Origin of the sequence: Pseudomonas sp. T8, assembly GCF_024610635.1 — a bacterium.
Lineage (GTDB): Bacteria > Pseudomonadota > Gammaproteobacteria > Pseudomonadales > Pseudomonadaceae > Aquipseudomonas > Aquipseudomonas chlororaphis_I.
The window spans coordinates 569,937-591,512 of sequence record NZ_CP102374.1 but is presented as its reverse complement, the minus strand read 5'-3'; the positions used below and the strand labels follow the sequence as shown (position 1 = coordinate 591,512).

Here is a 21,576-nt window from a genome sequence, read left to right as displayed (position 1 = left end):
CGGTTTGCGGACTTTTCGGAAAGCAGCGACAGCCTTTGACTCGCTTTCATTCCACAAATCATTGACCCCATGCCACTGGGGTGTGGGATGTCTCTCATGCGGTCCCGTCGATCAAAAAGCGCCTGAGAGCTTCTCGTTGTCGAAGCGCCCTGGTGTGCCTCGACATTGTGGTCTTACGGACATTACCGACATCATCCTGAGGGTTCGCTTTTCGACGCCGTGGGTTTTCGACTCCGCGGCTTACGCTTCGTGGCGGGAACCTGACGCACCTGCGTCAATTGCTGCTCCAGTGTTTCAGCGCGGGCGTGCTGTGCCGCGGCACGTTGCTGGGTATGGCTCAGCTCGGTCTGGATCGACTCCAGCCGCCGTTGCAACTGCCCGACATGTCGCCCGGCCTCCTTGAATTGGGCCGTCATGGCTTTGCCCTCGTCCCGGACGCGGTCGACTTCGCGGTGCGCGCGATCTTCAACTCCGCGCACGTAGCTCTCCTGCGCCACGCGCTCCTGCTCGGCCTTGAGTCGTAGCGCCTCTAGATCCTGCTGCAATGTCTGGTTGTACTGCTGCGCTTCACGGCGCTCGCGCAGCAAACCTTCACGCTGCTGCTGCAAGTCCTCGATCTGCGTCTGGCGCTGCGCCAACAGCAGTTCCAAATCGGCCAGACGCGCCTCGACGCCCTGGCGCCCGGCCACGGCCTCCACCGCAAGTTGCCGAAACTGCGCGGCATCCTGACGCGCCTGGTCCTCGACCGCTGCTACTCGTTCGCGCTCGGCATCCAGCACCTGGCGTTGTTCGGCCAGCGCCTGTTCGGCGACGCCCTGTGCCAGGTGGATCGCCTGCTGCCACACCGCGACAAAAGCCTGCGATACCTCAGCGGGCAGGGCCGGCAGGCGCGTCTCGCCATTCAGACGTTCGGCTAGGCGCGCCCACCACTGGTCCAACAGGCCGCCAACCCGCGCCGGACTGCCGCGCCCCAGCTCCAGGCGCACCCGTTCGACCGTCGGCCGTTCGCCACGCGCCAACACCGCATCCGCCGCGGTAAACACCTCGCTTTCCGGCACCCCTACCGCCATACCCTACCCTCCGCTATATTAGGTCTGATAATGAAAGATTATCCGACCTTATTTGGCCGATATTGGAATTATAATACGTTGAACGTAATAGATATTACAGATCAGTTACCGCTGGCCGACGAAATACCCCTGGATCCGCATGCCCTGGCCCTTAACGCCCAAGAGGCTGCAGCAGCGTTTATCGCTGCCGGCACCGCCGCCAACACCGTGCGCAGCTACCGCAGCGCCCTCGCCTATTGGTCGGCCTGGCTGCAATTGCGCTATGACCAGGCGCTGGGTGATGCGCCCCTGCCGACCACGGTGGCCGTGCAATTTGTCCTCGATCACCTGGCCCGACCGTTGGCCGACGGCACCTGGGCCCACCTGCTGCCGCCGTCGGTTGACGCTGCGCTGGTGGCCGCACGGGTCAAGGCCAAGCCTGGGCCATTGGCGCTCAGCACCGTCAGCCACCGCCTGGCGGTACTCGGCAAATGGCACCGGCTCAACGCCTGGGACAGCCCGACCGAAGCTCCAGCCCTGAAGACCCTGCTGCGCGACGCACGCAAGGCGCAATCGCGCCAAGGAATAACCGTACGCAAGAAGACCGCGGTGGTGGTCGAGCCGCTGCAAGCACTACTGGCCACCTGCACCGACGGCGTGCGCGGCGTACGCGATCGCGCCCTACTCCTGCTGGCCTGGAGTGGTGGCGGCCGTCGGCGCTCGGAAGTGGTGGGGTTGCAGATCGGCGATGTACGAAAACTGGATGCTGACACCTGGCTGTACGCCTTGGGGGCAACCAAGACCGACACCGGCGGCGTGCGCCGCGAGAAGCCGCTACGTGGGCCGGCGGCCCAGGCACTAACCGCCTGGCTGACAGTCGCGCCCGCCGACGACGGCCCGCTGTTTCGTCGCCTCTTTAAAGGTGGCAAGGTCTGTACCCAAGGCTTGTCAGCTGACCAGGTGGCGCGGATTGTTCAACGCCGCGCCCAATTGGCCGGGTTGGACGGCGATTGGGCGGCGCACAGTTTAAGGTCGGGGTTTGTCACCGAGGCCGGGCGTCAGGGCGTGCCGCTGGGTGAGGTGATGGCGATGACCGAGCACCGCAGCGTCAGCACGGTGATGGGCTATTTCCAAGCCGGATCCATGCTGTCCAGTCGTGCCACCTGCTTACTGGAAGACGAAGAGCGGCATCGCTCTGATCAAAATGCCTGATCCGCAGCGTCAGCCTGCAGCGTCACCGTCATTCGGCGATCGGGGCATACCTCGGGCAGACGGCGCCGCGCCGCGGCTTCCCACTCGATCCACATTATCTACAGCAACAACGCAAGGAACCGCGGCGACTGAGGCGCACGCATAGAGCTGGCGCAGGCCAGAAAAACCCTCAATGCTTAACATAGGCGGCTTACGCCCCTGTGGCGCTCGGCCACGTAGCTCAATGGTATGGTAGCGCGTAGTGCTGATCAGTCCCTTCTATCGTGTAAATCTCACCATCCGACCTGAAGCACAGCCTCCTTTTGTTCAAGGGGCCCGCCTTGCATTGGGTCCAATCGAGATTGACCCCTTTCCTTGCAAGTGCCGCGGCCTTGGCCTCCATCTCAACGATTTGCCTGCGTCGAAACTCGATCTCCTCATGGCTCGGTAACAGGGGGCTCGCCAGGAACCATGCGGTCGCACCGAACACGGCAAGAGATCCGACCAAGGTCACAAATGTTTTCAACCCCAAGAGGCGCCCTGCTTTCTCATAGCGCTGGGCTGCCACCGCTGCTGCCTCATTGGCTCGGTCGAATTTCTCGGTCAGCAATTTTGCAGCCTCGGTAGCAGTTGCATCCGCAAGGGTCGAGAGGTCATCTCTCGCGGTAGAGATCTGCCTGTGCACCTCTTGCTGAAGCCTGTTCAGAGCCAGAACGGCTTTGTCAGCGGCGTCCTGTGTCTGCAACCCTGCCGAGAGTAATGAAGTGAGCATTTCAGCTTGCGCTCGAATTTTCTCGTCGTAGCTTTCGTATTCGCGCGCAGTCACGAGCGTCGTCATCGGCTCAAGCCTCGGTCGTAAGTCATCTTTTTGGTGAGCGCCTTTTCTTGCTCTTTCCGCAGCATCAATTCGTGGCTGCGCTCAGTACGTGCGATCCGCTCCATCACCCATTCGCGGTGCTTCATATTGAGCTCCAGCATGTCCTCCAGCGGCGCGAACTTCAGTACGCCACCGGGTTCAGCCAAAAGCAACAACCCACCAGTTCCTGAAGCGGCTTTGCCACTTACAGTCTTGATGGCCAAGAGGTACTGGTTGATTTGCGCGCCGGAAAACCTGGTTTTCTGGGTGGCAATGGCTTCAGCCGTCGACTGAACGAGGTCCTCGAGTCGGCCGCTGCGTGGATGATGATCCCTGGGGAAGACATCCAGATACGGGACTGTCAGCAGGCCTAACGTATCGGCGGTAGCTTTAGTCTCAACGTACCAATGCACTTCTCGGGAAATTTCGGCGAGCCCCAGGTCGTCAATGATTTGCTTGAGTCCTGCGTGCTTGCCCCGTTCCTTCCTTAAGTCCGCTCCTTCCGCTTTGAACTCCAAGAGCCGGACCACTCCGCTAAACTTCACCAACACGTCGCCCAACAGTTGGTCGGCAGGCGTTTGCTGGAGCAAGTTGACAGATCCCGCCGCTCCCATGCCGGAGTCTCGTTGTTTATCGCGTATCGAGTAGCCCAACGAGAAGAGGAAATTGCCGATGGTGATGTTTTCGTAAAGCTTCATGGGACGTACTTGATCCTATCTGCCGTAATTCCTACCCACAGGCGCAGCAACGAAAGCGGCTAAGCGCGAACGTTGGGCACCAGATCAGGAGCCGATGCGGATAGCACCGGTTGAGTAGCGCTGCTTGAACGCCAGGTCGATGGCCGCGACGTGTTTGCTTGGAGAGACGTCGAGCGACTGCCCTAGCAAACAGTACACGGCTTTCACGGTGTCAGCCCGCGCCTGATGACTACTGATAAGCTGGACCGTTAGCTGAAGATTACCCGGTTCGAGAAAGTCATTGAGCAGCGTGGCCTGGGCATGCAGCTCTCGTTCGATGACGGCCAACTCTGTCATATCATTGAGCGCAGCTTCGGCTGACTCCAGCTCTGCAGTGTTCAACCGCAATTTAGGTGAGATCGCCTCAAGCCGCTTGCGCATCTCAAACAAACGCTCCTGATACCGCTGCTCCCCTAGCTGTAACCACAATCCCAAACCCTTAAGCTTGCCGAATGAATGCGGGTACCAGTGCCGCTCCTCGTAGGGTTTGCCCTTCTCGTCGACCCCCTTCTTGACGACTTGGTAGTCCCAGGAGACTCCCAGTGCACTTCTCTTCCAACGGTCATTCAAAAGTTCCCCAATGCGCTGAGGAAGGGCAGACAGGACCGCACTGGCGCGGCCTTGCAGTTCACGGTGCTTGCTATTCGCCGCGCGAACTCGGTCAATCAAAGATTCCCGCTGGCTGAGCAGGGTCTCGACCCTGTGGCGCCGGATGTTCTGCCGTTCGGTAGCGCTCAGCCGCTTGAACTCACCCCTGACCTGCTCATCATCCAAACCCAGGTGGTTGAGCGCGCAGCAGTTACCGATCAGCACCTGTGAAGCATCATGAAGCTCGACGACGTAACCATGCTGATGCAACTGAGCACAGCGCTTTCCATGCTTCTGGTACTGACAGCTCGCCTCGGCCTTTATCAACCGATAGGGTCGCAGAGGAGTCCGATACTGCTCCCTGGTAAAGGTGCGCTCGGATGCTAGGTGATAAAGCGAGTTCAAATCCGTAAGCGTTCTCAGCTCAACAATTTCAATCGAAGTAATCATCAGCGTCCTCGTGGAGACCCAGTCGCACACAGCTGTATATTAACCCAGTGCTCGCATAATGCCATCAATTGTGACCAATACCCCGCACCAAGATTCCCGTGGCGGCCGGGCTGCTTGAACAGGCGTAAGGGCCGCGCCCTTCCGAACCGTTTTACGGTCGGGTCGCCACAGGGTTGTAATGTCCGCCACGTCGAACCAATCCTCGCCCCCTGCGAAGGTGGATCCAGCAGGTCCCTCGTGATGGCAGTACCCCCGACGCTCACTGGTACGAGCACGCGATGCACTGCCCGACCAAGACCTGATGCAATCCACCAATGCCGTCCTCCTACGAGCGGGTAACACCTCGTCCTTGCCCTGCATGAACACCTCAAGTGCGGCTCACTGATTCAGGCCACCGCGCAGGCTGGCCAATGCGGGTGCAGCGACTCAGGCGGAGAATACGAAGGCAGTGAAGTGGTCGGGTTGTGGGCACGCTTCAATCATGCGCCGACAACCACGCCGCGAGCTGTGCCGCTCTGCCCCAGGAGGTCTCGTCTATACTCTTAAGACGGTGCATGCCCCCCCGATTAAACGGAATTCACGCGAGGGTGTGGCGAGTCACTCCACGACGCGATCGATCTAAGTCGAGGGGATGGCTATGCCTAATAAGACACCGGAAAATGCCTTTTTGGCGCGGCTGCGGGGACGCAAGTCGACGCGCAGCAACTTGTGGCTGGTCTACAGCCATAAGATTCGCTCTGACCTCATTTTGGAAAGCAATCAGGAGCTCGCTCACTGGTTGCTGCACCTGGAGTTTGACCCAAGCATCATCAACTTCTGGATTCCAGGAGCGGACGAACTCTACGCTGACCAACGCGGCGGTCGAAAGACCCGGCCGGACGTGATTGCCACGAGTGCCTCTGGCGGGCTGGAGTGGCACGAAGTCAAGGCGGGGTATGTCGAGGAAAATACAGTCAGTGAGCAGATCATTTTGCAACGGCAGATGGCTACCGACAACGGCGCTATCTACCGCTTGTTTGATGAATCAACACGCCTGACGCACCGATATGAGTTAATGCCGCGACTGCGACTCATGCATTTCGTTGCCGTTAGCCGCAGCGAGTCCCTTGATTATGTGCGACAGGTGCTCCTGAATTATGTGAGCGAAGCGCAGTCGGGGACCTTGGGTGAGATGCTGCAAGCCTACTCTGCACTCCCGTCCACCCATCTCATTGCAGCGCTGATCCAGCTGTCGATCGAAGGCCGGGTGACACTCGATATTGAGCACACCACTCCGACGCGGCAAACGCGGTGGTCAGCGAGCGCGTCGCGATGAAGCGTGTTCGCATTCCGCGAGCAATCAAGAACGGCGCCTGGCCACGTGTCCTACCAACGTCCGTCCCGCAAGAACAGTGGCCGGTTTTCGCCCGCAAACGGCTGGCGGTGGAACTGTACATTGACGGTCGTCCCATGACTGAAATCAGACTGCGAACCGGTTTTCCAGCCAGCGAAGTCAATCGAATCGTTGATCGTTTCTGCGCCATTGATGCGGACGGACATTACTTTGGCGAGCGGGCCTTGCTGGCTCACGCGCGAGTGACGCTCTATGAGCGCCGGAAAGCTGCAGGGCCAAAACGGACGGAACAGCGGGGTGGCATGTCTGGCTTGCTCAACAAGCTGCTGGGTGAATACAGCAACATCGAATTGGCCATGATCGAACGCTTACGTAGACCTGGCGCTCCGCGCGACAGCACTCGAAGCGAACTGAGCTATTTGATAAACGAGTTTTACAAGCTGTTGGATAAAGCTGGGATCTCAGCCCCCGCTTGGCCTTTCAACACCAAACATGCGGGGCGCACCAGTATCCGCAAGTACCTGATAAAGCTGCGAGCACGGTATGCGGTTCAATATATACGCAGTCACGGAAGTCCGGAAGCTGTGGCGCATCTCGCCACGGGTACCGGCCATGAACGTTATATCAAAGCAGAACGACCTTTTGATTGTGTGCAACTGGACGGTCATTACATTGACGCTTTCTTTGCCTTGCGGGTCGAGCAGGCGCCGGGGATATACCAGTGGCTTACCGTTGATCGAATCTGGCTATTGGCAATGATTGAAGCCGCTTCCAATGCTGTCTTGGCGCACAAGCTGGTATTTAAAAGCGAGGTGTCGGCAACTGATGTCCGCGAAGTCATTGCCCAGGCCTGTCTTGGCCGCTGGCAGCCGAGGGCTCTGGTCAATCAAGCATTCCCCTACGCAGCAGGGGCAGGACTACCATCGGGCATTATTGACGAATGCCGTGGGATTGGTTTCGGTGCGTTTTTCGCTGACAGCGCCCTGTCCAACCTGGCCAAGAAAATCACTACTATGGCGCGCTGCGACTTCGGTTTCCACGTGTGCATTGGACCGGTCGGGCACTTCGAGACGCGCGCAGAAATCGAACGCTCCTTCCTGGAAGTGGCGCGTACAGTACATCAGCTCATGTCATCGACCGGCAGCAGCCCTCACCAAGGGCGTGCCGCAGGGGCGGAACAGAAAGCAGTCACGTACGAAATTGACCTCCTGCTGATGGAGGATGCGATGGATGTCTTCCTGTGCAATTACAACGCTAAGCCGACTGAGGGTTTGGGCTGGCTCTCTCCCCTGGCTTACCTGCGGCAATACTTCAATCAAGGCGTGCTCCACCCCCGCTATGAGGCAGATCAGATACAACGCTTAGAGGCGGACATAAGTACAGTCAAGGCGACGGTACGGGGCGGGTTAAACAGTGGTCGCAGGCCTTATATCCAACTGGATCGAGCCCACTACACCAATGAGGTGTTAGCAGGCGATTTTGGGTTTGTGGGGATGGAACTGCTGATCAAAGTGGACTATCACGATTACCGTGCCATCGAAGCGTTTCTGCCGAATGGTGGATGCCTCGGCTTTCTCCGCGCCCAAGGTTACTGGGGGGAGTTCAAGCATACGCCCACAGTGCGGCGCAGGATCAATAGCTTGATCCGTACTGGTGACTTGCGGATTGATAGCGACCGTGCCCCTGTGCCACAACTCGTCGATTACTTCACCCAGCACGGGCAGGCCACCGTGGCGCTGTCCATCAGTCGGGACGCCGCCACCTCTCCAGCAGAAAAGCACACCTCGAAAAAGCAACGAGCACTGCGCCCGGACTATTTCTTACAGCCGAATGTCGACTACGGAGAGCTGCCCACACCAGGAAAAGCGCTGAACCGAGGTGAACGATGAAGGCTTCCGGTCACCCTCTGGTCACCAATCAGGCGCAGATCATCACCCAACAGATGGTGCGAGTCTATCAACTGTGTCTGGACCGAGTCGCTGCGCGGCGCGCCGCAGTGTTGTTCGAAGGTTCGTCGCGGACAGGAAAAACCTGCTGTTCCGAGTTTGTTGCCGCACACATGAGAATCCAGTTACCGACGGTACTGGTGATGCTTCACGTAGCCCGCTCGCGAGTAGCTCGACAACGGCAATCCGTCTTGAAGGAACTCTGCATTTCAGAGCGCATACTTCCACAAGCGCGCGGAGTAGATCACCTTCAGCATTTGCTGGCATATATCGAGAGCCATGTAACCGGCCGGTCGGCACCGCATTGCGTATTGATCGTTGATGAGATCCAGAGCTGGGAACCCAATGACTTCCATGTATTGGCAGATTTATATAATTACCTGCACTTGCAAGGCATAACGCTCACATTGATAGGATTTGCCCAACCGGAAATCTACGAGCGTCGCAATGGGCTCAAGGCGGTCGAGCATTACCAGATCATCGCGCGCTTTTTCTCCGAAATCATCCCATTCAGAGGCTGTCAAAGTGTCGACGAATTAGCGACAATTTTGCAGGCTTGCGATACCGGATCAGAATTCCCTTCTGGCTCCGGTGTGAGCTACACCGCCTACTTTGTACCTCAAGCCTATGCGGCCGGATTTAGACTCGTCCCTCTGGCCGAATTATTCTGGAACGCCTTCGGCGATAGCGTCGCCGGTAAATATATAAAAAATCTACCCATGCAGCACCTGCGCGAATCAATCGCCTGCCTATTGCTTCTTATCTCACCCCATGACAGCGAGTTGCTCGAAGCTGATGACAAGCTGGTCAATGAGGCAGTACGGCGTTCAGGTGTCGGAGTATTTTGCGATGCAATACAAGAAAGGCCTATTTCTTCCCGATAACTTTCCGTGCCCATACGACTCTACCATCTCCGTCCTGCATAAAGTTGCAGTAATAAACGGTGTCAGTGGCAGCGTGTTACTGCGCACCTGCCCAATGAAAAAGACGCATGTCAGTTCAGCAACTGGCAGAAGATTCCATATGTCGAAGGTTCTGGACGAAATTTATGGCCTAAACTCTTTATCGTCGCTCAATGAAGGCAGCTGGATTATTAGTCATTTTCCAGTCAGCTCCCAAGGCGTGGCAAAATATTGCCCTCGGTGCTTGGCGGAAGCTGGATTTGTTCCAAGCTTTTTTTCACTACAATTTATGGTCCGTTGCCCATGGCACAATCAAGCACTCAGACCAATGTGCAAGAAATGCTTGAATATTCATAAATTTGTGCCGCGTCCATTTGGCAGCTGGATCGGTTATATGTGCCCTGACTGTGAGTACTGGGTGCCGAGGCGCGCAGCCATTTTCGAAATTTGCCGTAATCGAGCTGCTGATCCGTTGCACAGGGCCAGCAGCGCCTTTTTCTTGAATTTAGACAGCCTAGCGAGGCTTTCGGTACTGGATGTGCTCCATTACCGTCCATCAGCCGCCGCTGACACCAACGCTTTGAACATTTACGATGCCCGTGAATTCTTGCCTGACACCACCGCAAGACAGTGGTACAAGCGATTGGAGGTGACCGCGCCAAACCTATCTCCCCCTGCCTCAGATATGTATTACCGCCGGTTCATACATTTTCATCAACGTCGGCTGCTGAAGGCACACCATGACTGCGTTTGTTGCAGGTCACTCTCGCGACCTGATCTAGGCGAGCAACAATACAACACGTGTATTTACGCTGCGGCGCTCTCCTTGTTCAGGCAAAAATTTGAATACTTGAGTAATGACCAGCACCCACACTTATCAGGACCGGCGGCATTGGCGTTAAGAGCGCTCGCCATGACACCCAGTACGGCACATCACTTCTTTCAGATAATGTTCTACCAGCTCGTTTCCCGTCTTTGGTTTTGGAGTCGCTCAGCATCTAGGTTTGTCGTACATATCGATCCCGAACACTTCTTCCAAATACTGGATGACGGCTCGGCCTTGGGGATGCTCGATCGACTGCTGGGAAAGCGATTAGAGGGATGCTATCACTACCTGCTGGACCTTCCCGTCGATCGTACGTCTCTACGCCGACTTATGGGGGCCGTTAAGCAAGACCAAGGGTTCATAATACGTAATTTTGGCAATCGGGCCGAGTTCACCACAACCGCTCAGTCGCATCTATTTTTCGGATCTTTGAAAGCGACCGCAATGTTCTACCTATAGCTTGTTCGTTTTTACTTTGATAACCATATTCAGCGGTACGCTTCAGACCAAATACTTGACCCGACACCTGCAGAGGTGTGCTACGGAGAGTACTAGTAGAAGGCGTTTCTATTTAATACGTGCAAAGGCACTACATCGTCATGGAGGTGTCGATTATTGATACACGCCGTATCGAATGCCAGCGAGATAATCCTGGACAACCTGATAACCAAGTACGTTGTCAACCATTTTCAGTGGTACACACCCCTCAAGGTATGGGCACGGACGAAGGAGCCAGTTTGCCGCCAGCTTTCGAGTGCCAAACACCGCGATTGCCTGTTCGAAAACCTGCGCATACAGATAAGCCACTGCGCTTTGTTGAGGACTGAGTCGCGCAGGGTTCTTACTGCTGGGCCGCCTCTGATTTATGGGGATGGACACACCGAGAATGTAGTTCATAACCTGTTTCCTAAAACTAGCGTCATAAACCGACAGCATGTCCCATACATCTTTCAGATTGATACCTTGCCGGATATGGCGGTAAAGCACAATCCGGCTTTGCTCACCAGGTTCGCCAGGAATAAGACATCTTGTTGGCGTTCGACCTCCGTGCTCGGACCTGAGCACGTCTACATCGGTGGGTAGCATCGCGCATTCCCCCTGTGCCAAAGCGTCCTGCAACATGTCCATACTACACGCGTTATGCACATTATATCCTGCATGGCACATCGGCGCACGAGGCCGTTACTCTGAGCTGAGGTCGGATTCAAATTATCATCCTAGGGGCCGCCCAGCCGGACATGGACAGTGCACATGCGGTCCACAGGAGACGCAAATGCGCTGGCCGACCAAGAGCTATGCTAATCAGTTGAAAGGATACCAACCCTAGGAGGTAAGGCACATATGAATAGGAGTGCTCTAAACTCTCGCCAGGAAGAGCTCTATTCTCAGGGTGTAATACAACACTACCTCCAATCACCCCAGCGAAATTTGCCGGCGCTGCCGTACGAAGTCTGTATTTACCTGGCGGAATGCTACGCCTGTGGCAACGTCAGACTACTCAAGTCCAAACTCTTGGCAATCGGGCGCTGGCACACGAAAAACGGATTTCCCGACCCTACCGAATGCCGATCGGTTATGCGACTGACGCAACTGATCCGGGCTTTAACAGAACTAAAGGCGAACGCGCTACGGCCTCCTCCAACAATCAGCGATGTCAAGTGCATCACGGATGTACTACGGCAATATTTTCACCCTACTGGCGCTACTCCACAAACACTCAAGTTCCACCAAAAATCCGCCTGTAGAAACAGGGCGATTTGGCTTATTGCCTTTTGGTTCGGATTGAGCACTTCTGATGTTTGTCGACTGAGAACCCGGGATGTGCATTTGGATCAAAACTCCCTGACGATCACCACGAAATGGATAGACGACCAAAGCGAAGCCAAGTTCTCGTTCAGGCTAACTCGCCTTCCGGTTATATGTCCCGTGTCAGCACTTGAAGTTTGGCTCAGAAATTCCAATGGCCCAGTTGATTACTTGTTTCCGAGGACTACCCGGAAATCACTGGTTGGCCCTATCAGCTCTCGATCAGTTCACGCTTACGTTAAAAGATTAATTGCAGCAACTCCTGGCGCGAGCGCAAACACAAGCGATCAACACTACAGTTTATATTTTTTTTTAGCTGCCAACGGTTGGTCCCGGCATAAAATCCTAGAGGTACTCCCTTTCTATCAAAAAACATCATCAAAAACACGTATTCTGAAAACCAAAAATCGATTGGACTCGGAGAATGTACCACCGTGGCTAAGCGATAGCGATATGTTCACTATCAATCATGCGCTCATGGCTAGCCAAGCCCACATGTAGAATTATATTATTTCGGAATATCCATGATTCGTTTTTTGCTCGCACATCTACCAATCTTTAGTTATCACTCAGCAGAGTTCTGCCGAATGTGCATTCGTGCGCATAACTAATTATTCAAACAAAAGAGAGGCTGGGTCGATCCCAGCCCAAATTAAAAGCTTTCTTTCTTGTGGTAATTTCTAATTATTAGTTCTGAGCACTACCTTGATTCGGCAAACCCGCTTCTATCATCCACTTTCTTAAAGGGCCATTAATGAGGTGGTTACCGATGAAGCTGATTCAGTGTCGTTTCTCTTCCGGTCAGCGTGTACCGTTGCTCGTGCAAACTGGAGATGCGGCGCCGTTACCCATTCTCGTCACTGAAACGGCACCTTTTCCGCAGATCGATTCGCGTACCCGGGACCAGAACCTGCGGTTGCTCAAGCAGTTCCTGTCCTAGTGTGTTACTCGTTACATCCCGCGTGCCCGTCAGAACTCAACCACCCTGGCTAATATCGAGGTTGTATTTGCAGATGTCGCCGGCGTCATTGAACGGCGCGGCCTGTGGCAGACGGTTGGCATCAGGCACGGAAAGCGCGGCCCCGTCCTTTGGGGGATCTTCGCGCCTGATGGACGAACACTGAGCTAAAGGCGCGATTACAGGTGGAAATCGCCCGCGGCCTCCGGCTGGTAAAGCACTTTCCTGATCTCAATCCGGCGGGTCCGATCAGAAATTCGCCAGTCGATGGCGTCCCCCTCCTGATAGCCCAGGATGGCAGCACCGATGTCGGAACACACGGAATGCTTCCCGGCGCTGCTGTCCGCGTCGTCAGGGTAGACCAAGGCCACTTCGATCTCCTCGTCGTCCAACTGCAGCAAGGCCCTGGAGTTCATCGTGACGACATTGCGCGCCACCTGCTGCGGCTTGACGACAATGGCTCGCTCAAGCTCATGTTCGAGTTCAACAACGGTCGGGCCTTGCTCAAGCGCGATCAGACTCTCGAGCCTGGCCTTGTCGATTTCAGTGATGTAGATCCCCGTGGAGCCGCCAACGGCACCTTCGCGCAAGAACTGGAGATAGCGCCCCGCCGTCATGGAAAATGACTTCAATGCCGGCGTTTCGCTCTCAAGCAGAAAGCCGCTGCGCAGAAAGGCTTTCAGCGAGCGCGCGTTGTCGGGGTGGATCTTCGCGATGAGCTTCTCGGCCCGCATGTCGAGGAAGGCCAGTTTCATGCCTTCGCGGATCGTGCGGGCGCCAAGGTTTCGGCCCCATTTGTCGCTGTCTCCGATGACCAGGACTATTTCGCAATTCGTGCCGGTCTTGATGAGACGGACAAAGCCCACCGGGGCGTCATGCCGGTCATAGGCCATGAAGAATCGGCCACCCCGGTTGAATAGATGGGTCAGGATCGGTAATTGAGTCCGATCAATGACTTGCTCGATGGAGCGGGAAACGTCACGTGAATCGCTCAGATAGCAAGTGACGCGCTCATCCTCCAACCAATCCTTCAACGTCAGCGCATGTGCCCGAGTAATTTCAGGGCACAGCGAAATGAAAGGCTTGTTCATCTTCACCACACTTATTTGTAAAGGATGAAAGCCCTTCATGGCTATGGCCATGACGGTTCTTTCGGCAACCGGCTATCTTAAGGCATAACGCGAGTAATGCCGAACAGCCTGCGCACTTGTCCTTAATAAGCGGTTCAGCAGCGTCAGGAGGTACCACACCCTTCCCTGCTTCAAGGATCAAAAAAGCGACGGACGAGTGATAACGGCGATACCGCCAAAAATAGCGCTGCGCCCAACAGTCGAAGAAACCTGGTGGTCGTGTGAGGAAATTGTGCCAAAGCCCGCCATTCGCGATCCATGAACATAAACCGATGAACAAGCACACTCTGTTTTCCTTGGCAGCCGTGATCAAGTGCGTGCAGCGGGCGGTGATCAATGCCGCGGCTCGCCAGGACATGGAACCGGCAGCCTTGTATCCCGAGGGCATGTCTGCGCGCACCGCCGGCTTCGAACTGCCGTTTCCCCAGTGTTCAACGCCTGGAACTCACGCAGCGAAGGCCGGCGCATTGCCCTGGGCGACAACCAGTGGATGAGCCTGCGGCTATTGCCGAACGATACCTGCCGCGTGGCTTTCGAAATCACCCTGGATGAGCACCATGCCGGAAAATTTCACCAAGCTGGATAGACAATCCCAAAATCCCACCTAGCTCAAAGTTCTATCCCTTCTCCCCAGCATTTTTTGCCTGAAAGAGTGACGTGACGTCGGCAAAGTCGCCGAAAAACGACGGAAAACTCAGGGTCGTTCTTACCTGATAAATGAAAAGAGATGGCATTCATCACTAACCGGTCGCCTGAACTAACAGGAAAAATTCCGGTCAATTGAACGCAACAAAAAAGTTCAATGACGTCATGCCTGCATTACCTGTCGTAGGTAGTTGGAGTGGGTATCGTCCTACCACTTATAGTGACTCGAGCATTAACCCGAGAACCTAAGAAACAGCACTGTCCACCACGGTTGCTCTTGGTAATACTTTTAAAGATTGACGGTGATCAGTTGTTATCAAAAAAATACTTGGCCGGTCTGATTCGGTCATTACAGCGCGATTCAATTCTCAGGTAGAGGTGGCGTATGTATATCGTCAAGAAAGCACCGAGCTTGGCAATGGTGGGCATCCTGATGGGTGGTTTTTTTCAATCATCCGTTCAGGCTGAAGGCATCGTTGGCTCGGCACTCAACGGTGCAGCCAATATCACCGGTGCTGCATTGGGTGGGGCCGCCAATGTCACCGGGGCCGCGCTGGGAGGTGCGGCGAATGTCACTGGAACAGCGCTCGGCGGCGCAGCAAATGTTACAGGAACAGCACTCGGTGGGGCCGCCAATGTGACTGGCACTGCGCTCGGTGCTCCCCGATACAGTTCCGATGACGACTACGCCCCGCCACCACCAAAACATCGCCGCCATCAGCAACAGCGCTATTACCAGGATAATAACTAACAGCAGCAGCTGTCTTATCCAAACCGGCCAGAAACTGATGTTTTTTTGTTGATGGCGGCAAGGGTTCAACAGGTAGCGGGGAATCTTTCAGAGGGCGATAGTGTTCACTTGTTTTTAAGTGGGCACTATCGCCCTCTTTTAGTGCAATCAACGCTCAGCGAAATACTCATCCGAAACAAAAGCGTATACGTAAAGGGTTACCGCCCATGGCTGACAACACCATTGCGGGCTTGTCTTTATTTATACTTTTATAGTTCGCGCCCTGGTATATGGCGGATCAACTTCGTGAATGCACTATAACTGGGCATAGACCCATCACAGCTAGCCCCCCAACGGCAACGCGCCGACGATGGACAAAACACACTTCTGACATCGCCCTGGTTGATTGCGCGGCATCTCCTGGCGGCGTCCCCCCTCCCCTGATCCCGGATGCTGCCGGGTGCAATGAAAAACTTGTACTTTCCTTATCATCGGTGCCAGCAAAAGTGTCGGGCGTGCACTCGCGAATCAGACGGTGAAGCACGTTGCCTGGCGAGAGCTGCCATGGGCAGGCTCGGTCAGCCGGATGAATACGCATGGCGCCATGGCTGAGGGCAGCACCATCAAGGTCCATAGGATATATGCCAGCCAGGGCTATATAACCCTTTGGGTGAGGTCAACCGTAAGTTCTCAAGCACCTTGTCCGCGAGGAGGACTACATTGCTTGTAACGCTGGCTTCATTGCCCATCCTCAGGTGTTCGACGACGCATTCGGACATTTTTAATACCGGGCGAGACATCTGCCCTCGGTGTGCGCGGGCCGCCTGGCAACCTGGCGGCGAGCCCCGCGTCTGCCTTGCGGTCGGAACCAGTGAACATCAGCCTTGTCCCGCCTCAAGGAGAGCATCATGAGTCGTGCAACTCCCATCAATCATTACCGCAACCTGGGTATCGTCGCCCACGTAGACGCGGGCAAGACCACCACGACCGAGCGGATCCTGTTCTACACGGGCCTGAGCCACAAGATGGGCGAGGTGCATGACGGCGCTGCCACCACCGACTGGATGGTGCAGGAACAGGAGCGTGGTATCACCATTACCTCCGCTGCCGTGACCACCTTCTGGAAAGGTTCGCGCGGCCAATACGATGACAAGTACCGGGTCAACATTATCGACACCCCGGGCCACGTCGACTTCACCATTGAAGTGGAGCGTTCGCTGCGCGTACTCGACGGCGCGGTCGTGGTGTTCTGCGGCACCGCCGGTGTCGAGCCGCAGTCCGAAACCGTATGGCGCCAGGCCAACAAGTACGGCGTGCCACGAGTGGTCTACGTGAACAAGATGGACCGTGCCGGCGCCAACTTCCTGCGCGTCGTCGGGCAGATCAAGAGCCGCCTGGGCCACACCCCGGTTCCGGTCCAGCTGGCGATCGGCGCTGAAGATAATTTCGCGGGTCAGGTCGATCTGATCAAGATGAAGGCGATCTACTGGAACGACGACGACAAGGGCACCACCTACCGCGAGGAAGAGATTCCCACCGATATGCTGGCACTGGCTGAAGAGTGGCGCGCCAAGATGATCGAAGCCGCTGCCGAAGCCAACGAAGAGCTGATGAACAAGTACCTTGAGGGAGGTGAGCTGACCGTCGAAGAGATCAAGGCCGGCCTGCGCGCGCGCACCCTGGCCAGCGAGATCGTTCCGGCTGTCTGCGGTTCCTCGTTCAAGAACAAGGGCGTTCCCCTGGTGCTCGATGCCGTCATCGACTACCTGCCGGCGCCGACCGAGATCCCGTCGATCAAGGGCCATCACCCGGACAGCACCGACGACAACGAAATCATCGACGAGCGTCACGCTGACGACAACGAGCCGTTCTCGGCTCTGGCGTTCAAGATTGCCACCGACCCGTTCGTGGGTACTCTGACCTTCGTTCGCGTTTACTCGGGTTTCCTGAGCTCCGGCGACTCCGTGATCAACTCGGTCAAGGGCAAGAAGGAGCGTGTTGGTCGTATGGTGCAAATGCACGCGAACCAGCGCGAAGAGATCAAAGAAGTACGTGCCGGCGACATCGCTGCTCTGATCGGTATGAAAGACGTCACCACCGGTGACACGCTTTGCGATATCGACAAGCCGATCATCCTTGAGCGTATGGACTTCCCTGAGCCGGTGATTTCGGTGGCGGTAGAGCCGAAAACCAAGGCTGATCAGGAGAAGATGGGTATTGCGCTGGGCAAGCTGGCCCAGGAAGACCCGTCGTTCCGCGTCAAGACCGATGAAGAAACCGGCCAGACCATCATTTCGGGTATGGGTGAGCTGCACCTGGATATCCTTGTTGACCGTATGCGTCGTGAATTCAACGTCGAGGCCAACATCGGCAAGCCGCAGGTTTCCTATCGCGAAAAGATCACCGTCGGCTGTGAAATCGAAGGCAAGTTCGTGCGTCAATCCGGTGGTCGTGGCCAGTTCGGCCATTGCTGGATTCGTTTTGCTCCGGCTGACGTCGACGAAAAAGGCAATATCACTGAAGGCCTGGTGTTTGCCAACGAGGTGGTGGGTGGCGTGGTGCCGAAGGAATACATCCCGGCCATCCAGAAAGGTATCGAAGAGCAGATGAAGAACGGCATTGTCGCCGGTTATCCGCTGATTGGCCTGAAGGCGACCGTGTTCGACGGTTCCTACCACGACGTCGACTCCAGCGAGATGGCGTTCAAGGTAGCGGCCTCCATGGCTACCAAGCAGCTGCGGGAAAAGGGCAAGGGCGTGGTTCTTGAGCCGATCATGCGGGTCGAGGTCGTCACCCCCGAGGACTACATGGGCGACGTGATGGGTGACCTGAACCGTCGTCGTGGCCTGATCCAGGGCATGGAAGACTCGGTCTCCGGCAAGATTGTCCGTGCCGAAGTGCCGCTGGGTGAAATGTTCGGTTATGCGACCGACGTTCGTTCCATGTCCCAGGGGCGCGCGAGCTACTCCATGGAGTTTTCCAAGTACGCCGAAGCGCCATTGAACATCGTCGAAACGCTGATCAAGTAACCAGGCCGGAACAGCGAAGCCAGGGTGTCGCGAAAGATACCCTGGCTTCGCTGTTTCCGACCCAGGCGATGCCAGGTAGAGAATTACGCCTCATTAATCTGAAAACACGACATCTGTATTGAGCAGCAAACCCGCTTGCTATAGAACGGCTTGGCGGTATTTGTTCACGCAGTTTCGAACTCACTCCAAGGTGTCGAGTATGACAATAAAAACCAGCAAGCCCTTGATCGCCCCCCTGCTCCTCTCCCTTCTTATGTTGCCCTGGACTCCCGCCTCTGCCGAGGAGGCGGCCAGCCCACCTTCCAACCTGCTGACTGCGGCGGTTGCCTGGAAGCAGACCGCGGCTGAGTTCGATGCGCTTTACTATCAAGGCTTCAACATCGCCAGGATGCGCCTGGATCAAGCCCTGCAAGCCCACAAGGATGGCGATCGCCCGCTGGCCATCATCAGCGATGTCGACGATACGGTGCTGGGTAGCAACAGCTACTGGGGCTACATGATCAATTCGGGGAAAGAGTTTTTCGATGACAGCGCCTGGGACCAATGGGTCGCCGACAATGGTCCGGTCGCCACGCCCGGTGCCCTGGAGTTCTTGAATTACGCACAGTCGAAGGGGGTCGAGGTGTTCTACGTCACCAGTCGTGACCAGGGCGAAAAAACCAAGGAATACGCCCTGGCCAACTTGCGCAAGAACCAGCTGCCGTTTGCCGATGAAAAACACCTGACGGTCTATCGCGACAGCTCCAACAAAGAGCCCCGGCAAACGGAAATCGCCAAGGACTACGAGGTGGTGGTCATGCTGGGCGACAACCTCAATGACTTCAAACGCAAGTACTACGTCGCGGACGTCAAGCAACGCAACAGCCTGATGACGGAAGACAAAGAGCAGTTCGGACGCAAGTTCGTGCTCTTCCCGAACCCTACCGACGGCCACTGGCTCAAGGCGATTTTCGGTGATTCGGAACCCCCGGCCACCGCGGAAAACCGTGCCAAGTTCAAGGCGGCGGCGGAGTCGACGGCCTGGAAACCAAAGCCGTAATCCGGGCCACCTGCCCTGCCCTCACCGCTCGAAAACCCGCCTGGCCTTGTCGAAGAAAAGGTCAGGCGGGTAATGCGCTACAACTGGACGGACTAGACCGCAAGCGCCCCCGCCCGCCCCGACTCCACCACAAAGGACTTGAGGGTCGAGACACTGGCATGCGGATCCCGGGGGTCGGAAATGATCCGCAGGTGCGTCAGCATCTTTCGTTCTTCCAGCTCCACCGCCACATACCCCCGCCAGCGGCTCTCGAAAAACCTGACATGGGGATTGAGGGGCAGAATGGCGTTGAACGACTGGCCGTCGGAGGTGACCGAGGTGCCGACGAATTCGCTGGCGACGATCCGCGAATCCGGGTCATGGGCCCGCGCATGCAGGTCCGTGACCCAGAACGAATGAATGTCGCCGCCCCAGAACACCGGGTTACTGGCTCGTCGGCGTTCGATGGAGGCCAGCACGCGCTCGCGAGTCGCCCTGTAACCGTCCCATCCGTCGGTCCAGTGTCCCAGTGCCTGGCTCGCCGGGACCCGTTGGAGCAGCGGCGCCACCAGCAGGTCCTGGGCGATCACATTCCATTGCGCCCGGGACTGGGCCAGGCCCTGGTCCAGCCAGGCCTCCTGTTCCCAGCCCAGCATGGTGCGCCTGGGGTTGCGCAAATCCAGGCAACTGTCTTCGGCGATATGCCCCTGATGGCTGCCATTGGGCGCAATGCACGGTTGCTCGGAGCGGTACTGCCGGCCGTCCAGCACATGGAAACGGGCCAGCCGGCCGAAGTCCAGGCGCCGGTAAATACGCATGTCCGCGCCCTTGGGCAGGCTACGGGCGCGCAGTGGCATGTGCTCATAAAAAGCCTGATACGCCGCCGCCCGCCGCTTGAGAAACGCGGCTACCGGAGTCCCCGGATCCTGGGACCATTGGTTGGCGTAGTCGTTTTGCACCTCGTGATCGTCCCAGGTCGCCACGCTGGGCGCGCTGGCGTGGAGCATCTGCAAGTCGGGATCGGTCTTGTACTGGGCATAGCGGTTGCGATAACCCGCCAGGTCCAGCGCCTCGTCACTGCCGTGGGGGCGAATGATCTTGCCGGAGTCGGGCGCATAGGATTTTTCGTAAATGTAATCGCCGAGGAAGAACACCAGGTCAGGCTGTTCCGCGGCCAAGTGCCGGTAGGCACTGAAGTAGCCGCGCTCCCAGTGAGAACAGGAGACAAAGCCCAGCCGCGCCGACGCCATCGCGTGCAGCGGCGGCGCCGTGCGCGACTGCCCTGTCGGACTCTGCGCCCCGAGGCTTTCAAACTGATACCAATAGGGCCGCCCCGCCTCCAACCCCGCGACCTCGACGTGGACAGAATGGGCGAAACGCTCAGTGGCCGTGACCACGCCTTGTTTCACGATCCGCTTCATCGCCGCGTCACTGGCCACCCGCCAGCGCACCGGCACCGCGCGGCTCAAGCCGCCACGCCCATCGGCCGCGTTGAACAGTGGCGCCAGGCGGGTCCAGATGACAAAGCCATCCGGTAGCGGATCGCCCGAGGCCACGCCCAGGGTGAAGGGATAGTCGATGCCGGCACTGCGGGCAAAGGGGCTGAGGATCGAAAAAGCCGTCGCCACCGCCAGGCCCGACAGCACCCGGCGACGGTCGAGATCCACCGGCTTGCGGATATCGTCGCTCATGACGCGGTCTGCCAATCGGCACGCAACAGCCCATACAGCAACATGTCCTCATGAATCCCGTTCTTGAGGATGGCTCCTTTCATGCAGCCTTCGTAACCCAAGCCGATTTTTTCCATCACCCGGGCCGAGCCCTTGTTACGGGCGAAACACTGACTACCGACGCGGTGCAGCATCAGTTCGGTAAAGCCGAACGCCATGATTGCGCCGGCCGCCTCGGCGGCATAGCCCTGGTTGCGGCGGTGAGCGGCGACCCAATACCCCAAGTGACCGCTGCGATGAGCCGCGGACAACCTGAGACTGATCACGCCGATCAATTCGTCGCTCTCGCGCAGATGAATGCCCAACCCCAGGGATTGCCCGGAACGGAAATTCGCCTCCTGGCCATCGATAAAAGTCAGCGCCGTTTCCAGGGTGTACGGTGATGGAATCGCTACGGTGTTGTCAGCGATCCCGGCCCCGTTGGCCAGCTCGGACAGTGTCTCGGCCTGCTGCTTCTGCAGCGCTTTCAGCGCCAGTCGCGGGGTGAATAAAGAAGGAAGTGCAGCGCTCATGTCGGGGTGCTCGCCGGATAAATTCGCAAAAATGCACCCCGGTCATGTCAGTTTCATGACCATCAAAAAATGACTGACTGGTCTTCTGCAAGCCCCGTCCTAGACACCTAAAAGCTTAAATTAAAGTTAACCATTCGGTC

The 21,576-nt window shown here is 56.9% G+C and carries 18 protein-coding genes; 10 read left to right on the top strand and 8 right to left on the bottom strand.

Annotated features, from left to right (window positions below; translation table 11 throughout):
- Positions 1-191 precede the first annotated feature (191 nt).
- Complete coding sequence (locus NRG23_RS02530; RefSeq protein ID WP_257373637.1) at positions 192-1,070, bottom strand: DNA-binding protein; 879 nt, start codon at positions 1,068-1,070, stop codon at positions 192-194.
- A 78-nt stretch (positions 1,071-1,148) separates the two neighbouring features.
- Here NRG23_RS02530 and NRG23_RS02525 point away from each other — a divergent pair, with 78 nt between their 5' ends.
- On the top strand, positions 1,149-2,261 hold the full coding sequence (locus NRG23_RS02525; RefSeq protein ID WP_257373636.1) for a site-specific integrase: 1,113 nt from the start codon (positions 1,149-1,151) through the stop codon (positions 2,259-2,261).
- A gap of 220 nt (positions 2,262-2,481) precedes the next feature.
- Here the strand turns inward: NRG23_RS02525 and NRG23_RS02520 are convergent, their stop codons facing one another.
- The 3 genes from NRG23_RS02520 to NRG23_RS02510 all read right to left on the bottom strand — a co-directional run bounded on the left by NRG23_RS02520 (position 2,482) and on the right by NRG23_RS02510 (position 4,871).
- Positions 2,482-3,078, bottom strand: a complete 597-nt coding sequence (locus tag NRG23_RS02520; protein WP_257373635.1) for a hypothetical protein — start codon at positions 3,076-3,078, stop codon at positions 2,482-2,484.
- On the bottom strand, positions 3,075-3,794 hold the full coding sequence (locus NRG23_RS02515) for a hypothetical protein (protein WP_257373634.1): 720 nt from the start codon (positions 3,792-3,794) through the stop codon (positions 3,075-3,077). The genes NRG23_RS02520 and NRG23_RS02515 overlap by 4 nt, the downstream gene beginning before the upstream one ends.
- Before the next feature lie 84 nt (positions 3,795-3,878).
- Positions 3,879-4,871, bottom strand: coding sequence for a hypothetical protein (locus tag NRG23_RS02510; protein ID WP_257373633.1), 993 nt, complete (start codon positions 4,869-4,871; stop codon positions 3,879-3,881).
- A 637-nt stretch (positions 4,872-5,508) separates the two neighbouring features.
- Here NRG23_RS02510 and NRG23_RS02505 point away from each other — a divergent pair.
- The 4 genes from NRG23_RS02505 (at position 5,509) to NRG23_RS02490 (ending at position 10,337) form a co-directional block, all read left to right on the top strand.
- Entirely contained in the window at positions 5,509-6,186 is a 678-nt protein-coding gene (locus NRG23_RS02505) for a hypothetical protein (RefSeq protein ID WP_257373632.1), read from the top strand.
- Positions 6,183-8,093 (top strand): hypothetical protein, encoded by a 1,911-nt coding sequence (locus NRG23_RS02500; RefSeq protein WP_257373631.1) that lies wholly within the window; start codon positions 6,183-6,185, stop codon positions 8,091-8,093. The genes NRG23_RS02505 and NRG23_RS02500 overlap by 4 nt, the downstream gene beginning before the upstream one ends.
- A complete protein-coding gene (locus tag NRG23_RS02495) occupies positions 8,090-9,034 on the top strand; it encodes an ATP-binding protein (protein ID WP_041983785.1) in 945 nt (314 codons plus the stop codon). Before NRG23_RS02500 ends, NRG23_RS02495 begins: the two co-directional genes overlap by 4 nt.
- Positions 9,035-9,173: 139 nt before the next feature.
- Positions 9,174-10,337, top strand: coding sequence for a hypothetical protein (locus NRG23_RS02490; protein ID WP_257373630.1), 1,164 nt, complete (start codon positions 9,174-9,176; stop codon positions 10,335-10,337).
- A 153-nt stretch (positions 10,338-10,490) separates the two neighbouring features.
- Here NRG23_RS02490 and NRG23_RS02485 read toward each other — a convergent pair whose 3' ends face one another.
- Positions 10,491-11,006 carry an MbcA/ParS/Xre antitoxin family protein gene (locus NRG23_RS02485; protein ID WP_257373629.1) on the bottom strand — a complete coding sequence of 172 codons (516 nt, stop codon included), beginning with the start codon at positions 11,004-11,006 and terminating at the stop codon, positions 10,491-10,493.
- A 1,447-nt stretch (positions 11,007-12,453) separates the two neighbouring features.
- Between NRG23_RS02485 and NRG23_RS02480 the strand changes: the two genes are divergently transcribed.
- Positions 12,454-12,624, top strand: coding sequence for a hypothetical protein (locus NRG23_RS02480; protein ID WP_157756474.1), 171 nt, complete (start codon positions 12,454-12,456; stop codon positions 12,622-12,624).
- A gap of 197 nt (positions 12,625-12,821) precedes the next feature.
- Here NRG23_RS02480 and NRG23_RS02475 read toward each other — a convergent pair whose 3' ends face one another.
- Positions 12,822-13,784, bottom strand: coding sequence for a bifunctional GNAT family N-acetyltransferase/nucleoside diphosphate kinase regulator (locus NRG23_RS02475; RefSeq protein ID WP_257373628.1), 963 nt, complete (start codon positions 13,782-13,784; stop codon positions 12,822-12,824).
- A gap of 260 nt (positions 13,785-14,044) precedes the next feature.
- Here NRG23_RS02475 and NRG23_RS02470 point away from each other — a divergent pair, with 260 nt between their 5' ends.
- From NRG23_RS02470 to NRG23_RS02455, 4 genes are all read left to right on the top strand, one after another.
- Entirely contained in the window at positions 14,045-14,266 is a 222-nt protein-coding gene (locus NRG23_RS02470; protein ID WP_016705262.1) for a hypothetical protein, read from the top strand.
- 536 nt (positions 14,267-14,802) lie between these two features.
- Positions 14,803-15,168: a hypothetical protein gene (locus NRG23_RS02465; protein ID WP_155499989.1), complete on the top strand. Its 366-nt coding sequence runs from the start codon at positions 14,803-14,805 to the stop codon at positions 15,166-15,168.
- A gap of 887 nt (positions 15,169-16,055) precedes the next feature.
- On the top strand, positions 16,056-18,176 hold the full coding sequence (fusA, locus tag NRG23_RS02460) for an elongation factor G (RefSeq protein ID WP_124340188.1): 2,121 nt from the start codon (positions 16,056-16,058) through the stop codon (positions 18,174-18,176).
- 199 nt (positions 18,177-18,375) lie between these two features.
- A complete protein-coding gene (locus tag NRG23_RS02455; protein WP_257373627.1) occupies positions 18,376-19,215 on the top strand; it encodes a 5'-nucleotidase, lipoprotein e(P4) family in 840 nt (279 codons plus the stop codon).
- A gap of 92 nt (positions 19,216-19,307) precedes the next feature.
- On the opposite strand, the gene NRG23_RS02450 is transcribed toward NRG23_RS02455, so the two are convergent.
- Positions 19,308-20,885, bottom strand: a complete 1,578-nt coding sequence (locus NRG23_RS02450; RefSeq protein ID WP_257373626.1) for an alkaline phosphatase — start codon at positions 20,883-20,885, stop codon at positions 19,308-19,310.
- Complete coding sequence (locus NRG23_RS02445; protein WP_028684005.1) at positions 20,882-21,436, bottom strand: GNAT family N-acetyltransferase; 555 nt, start codon at positions 21,434-21,436, stop codon at positions 20,882-20,884. Before NRG23_RS02445 ends, NRG23_RS02450 begins: the two co-directional genes overlap by 4 nt.
- Between the last annotated feature and the right edge of the window lie 140 nt (positions 21,437-21,576).

Bases quoted from the DNA above. Each gene is read 5' to 3' on its own strand.
- NRG23_RS02530 (WP_257373637.1), bottom strand. From the start codon at position 1,070: ATGGCGGTAGGGGTGCCGGAAAGCGAGGTGTTTACCGCGGCGGATGCG.
- NRG23_RS02520 (WP_257373635.1), bottom strand. From the start codon at position 3,078: ATGACGACGCTCGTGACTGCGCGCGAATACGAAAGCTACGACGAGAAA.
- NRG23_RS02515 (WP_257373634.1), bottom strand. From the start codon at position 3,794: ATGAAGCTTTACGAAAACATCACCATCGGCAATTTCCTCTTCTCGTTG.
- NRG23_RS02510 (WP_257373633.1), bottom strand. From the start codon at position 4,871: ATGATTACTTCGATTGAAATTGTTGAGCTGAGAACGCTTACGGATTTG.
- NRG23_RS02505 (WP_257373632.1), top strand. From the start codon at position 5,509: ATGCCTAATAAGACACCGGAAAATGCCTTTTTGGCGCGGCTGCGGGGA.
- NRG23_RS02500 (WP_257373631.1), top strand. From the start codon at position 6,183: ATGAAGCGTGTTCGCATTCCGCGAGCAATCAAGAACGGCGCCTGGCCA.
- NRG23_RS02495 (WP_041983785.1), top strand. From the start codon at position 8,090: ATGAAGGCTTCCGGTCACCCTCTGGTCACCAATCAGGCGCAGATCATC.
- NRG23_RS02490 (WP_257373630.1), top strand. From the start codon at position 9,174: ATGTCGAAGGTTCTGGACGAAATTTATGGCCTAAACTCTTTATCGTCG.
- NRG23_RS02485 (WP_257373629.1), bottom strand. From the start codon at position 11,006: ATGGACATGTTGCAGGACGCTTTGGCACAGGGGGAATGCGCGATGCTA.
- NRG23_RS02480 (WP_157756474.1), top strand. From the start codon at position 12,454: ATGAAGCTGATTCAGTGTCGTTTCTCTTCCGGTCAGCGTGTACCGTTG.
- NRG23_RS02475 (WP_257373628.1), bottom strand. From the start codon at position 13,784: ATGGCCATAGCCATGAAGGGCTTTCATCCTTTACAAATAAGTGTGGTG.
- NRG23_RS02470 (WP_016705262.1), top strand. From the start codon at position 14,045: ATGAACAAGCACACTCTGTTTTCCTTGGCAGCCGTGATCAAGTGCGTG.
- NRG23_RS02465 (WP_155499989.1), top strand. From the start codon at position 14,803: ATGTATATCGTCAAGAAAGCACCGAGCTTGGCAATGGTGGGCATCCTG.
- fusA (WP_124340188.1), top strand. From the start codon at position 16,056: ATGAGTCGTGCAACTCCCATCAATCATTACCGCAACCTGGGTATCGTC.
- NRG23_RS02455 (WP_257373627.1), top strand. From the start codon at position 18,376: ATGACAATAAAAACCAGCAAGCCCTTGATCGCCCCCCTGCTCCTCTCC.
- NRG23_RS02450 (WP_257373626.1), bottom strand. From the start codon at position 20,885: ATGAGCGACGATATCCGCAAGCCGGTGGATCTCGACCGTCGCCGGGTG.
- NRG23_RS02445 (WP_028684005.1), bottom strand. From the start codon at position 21,436: ATGAGCGCTGCACTTCCTTCTTTATTCACCCCGCGACTGGCGCTGAAA.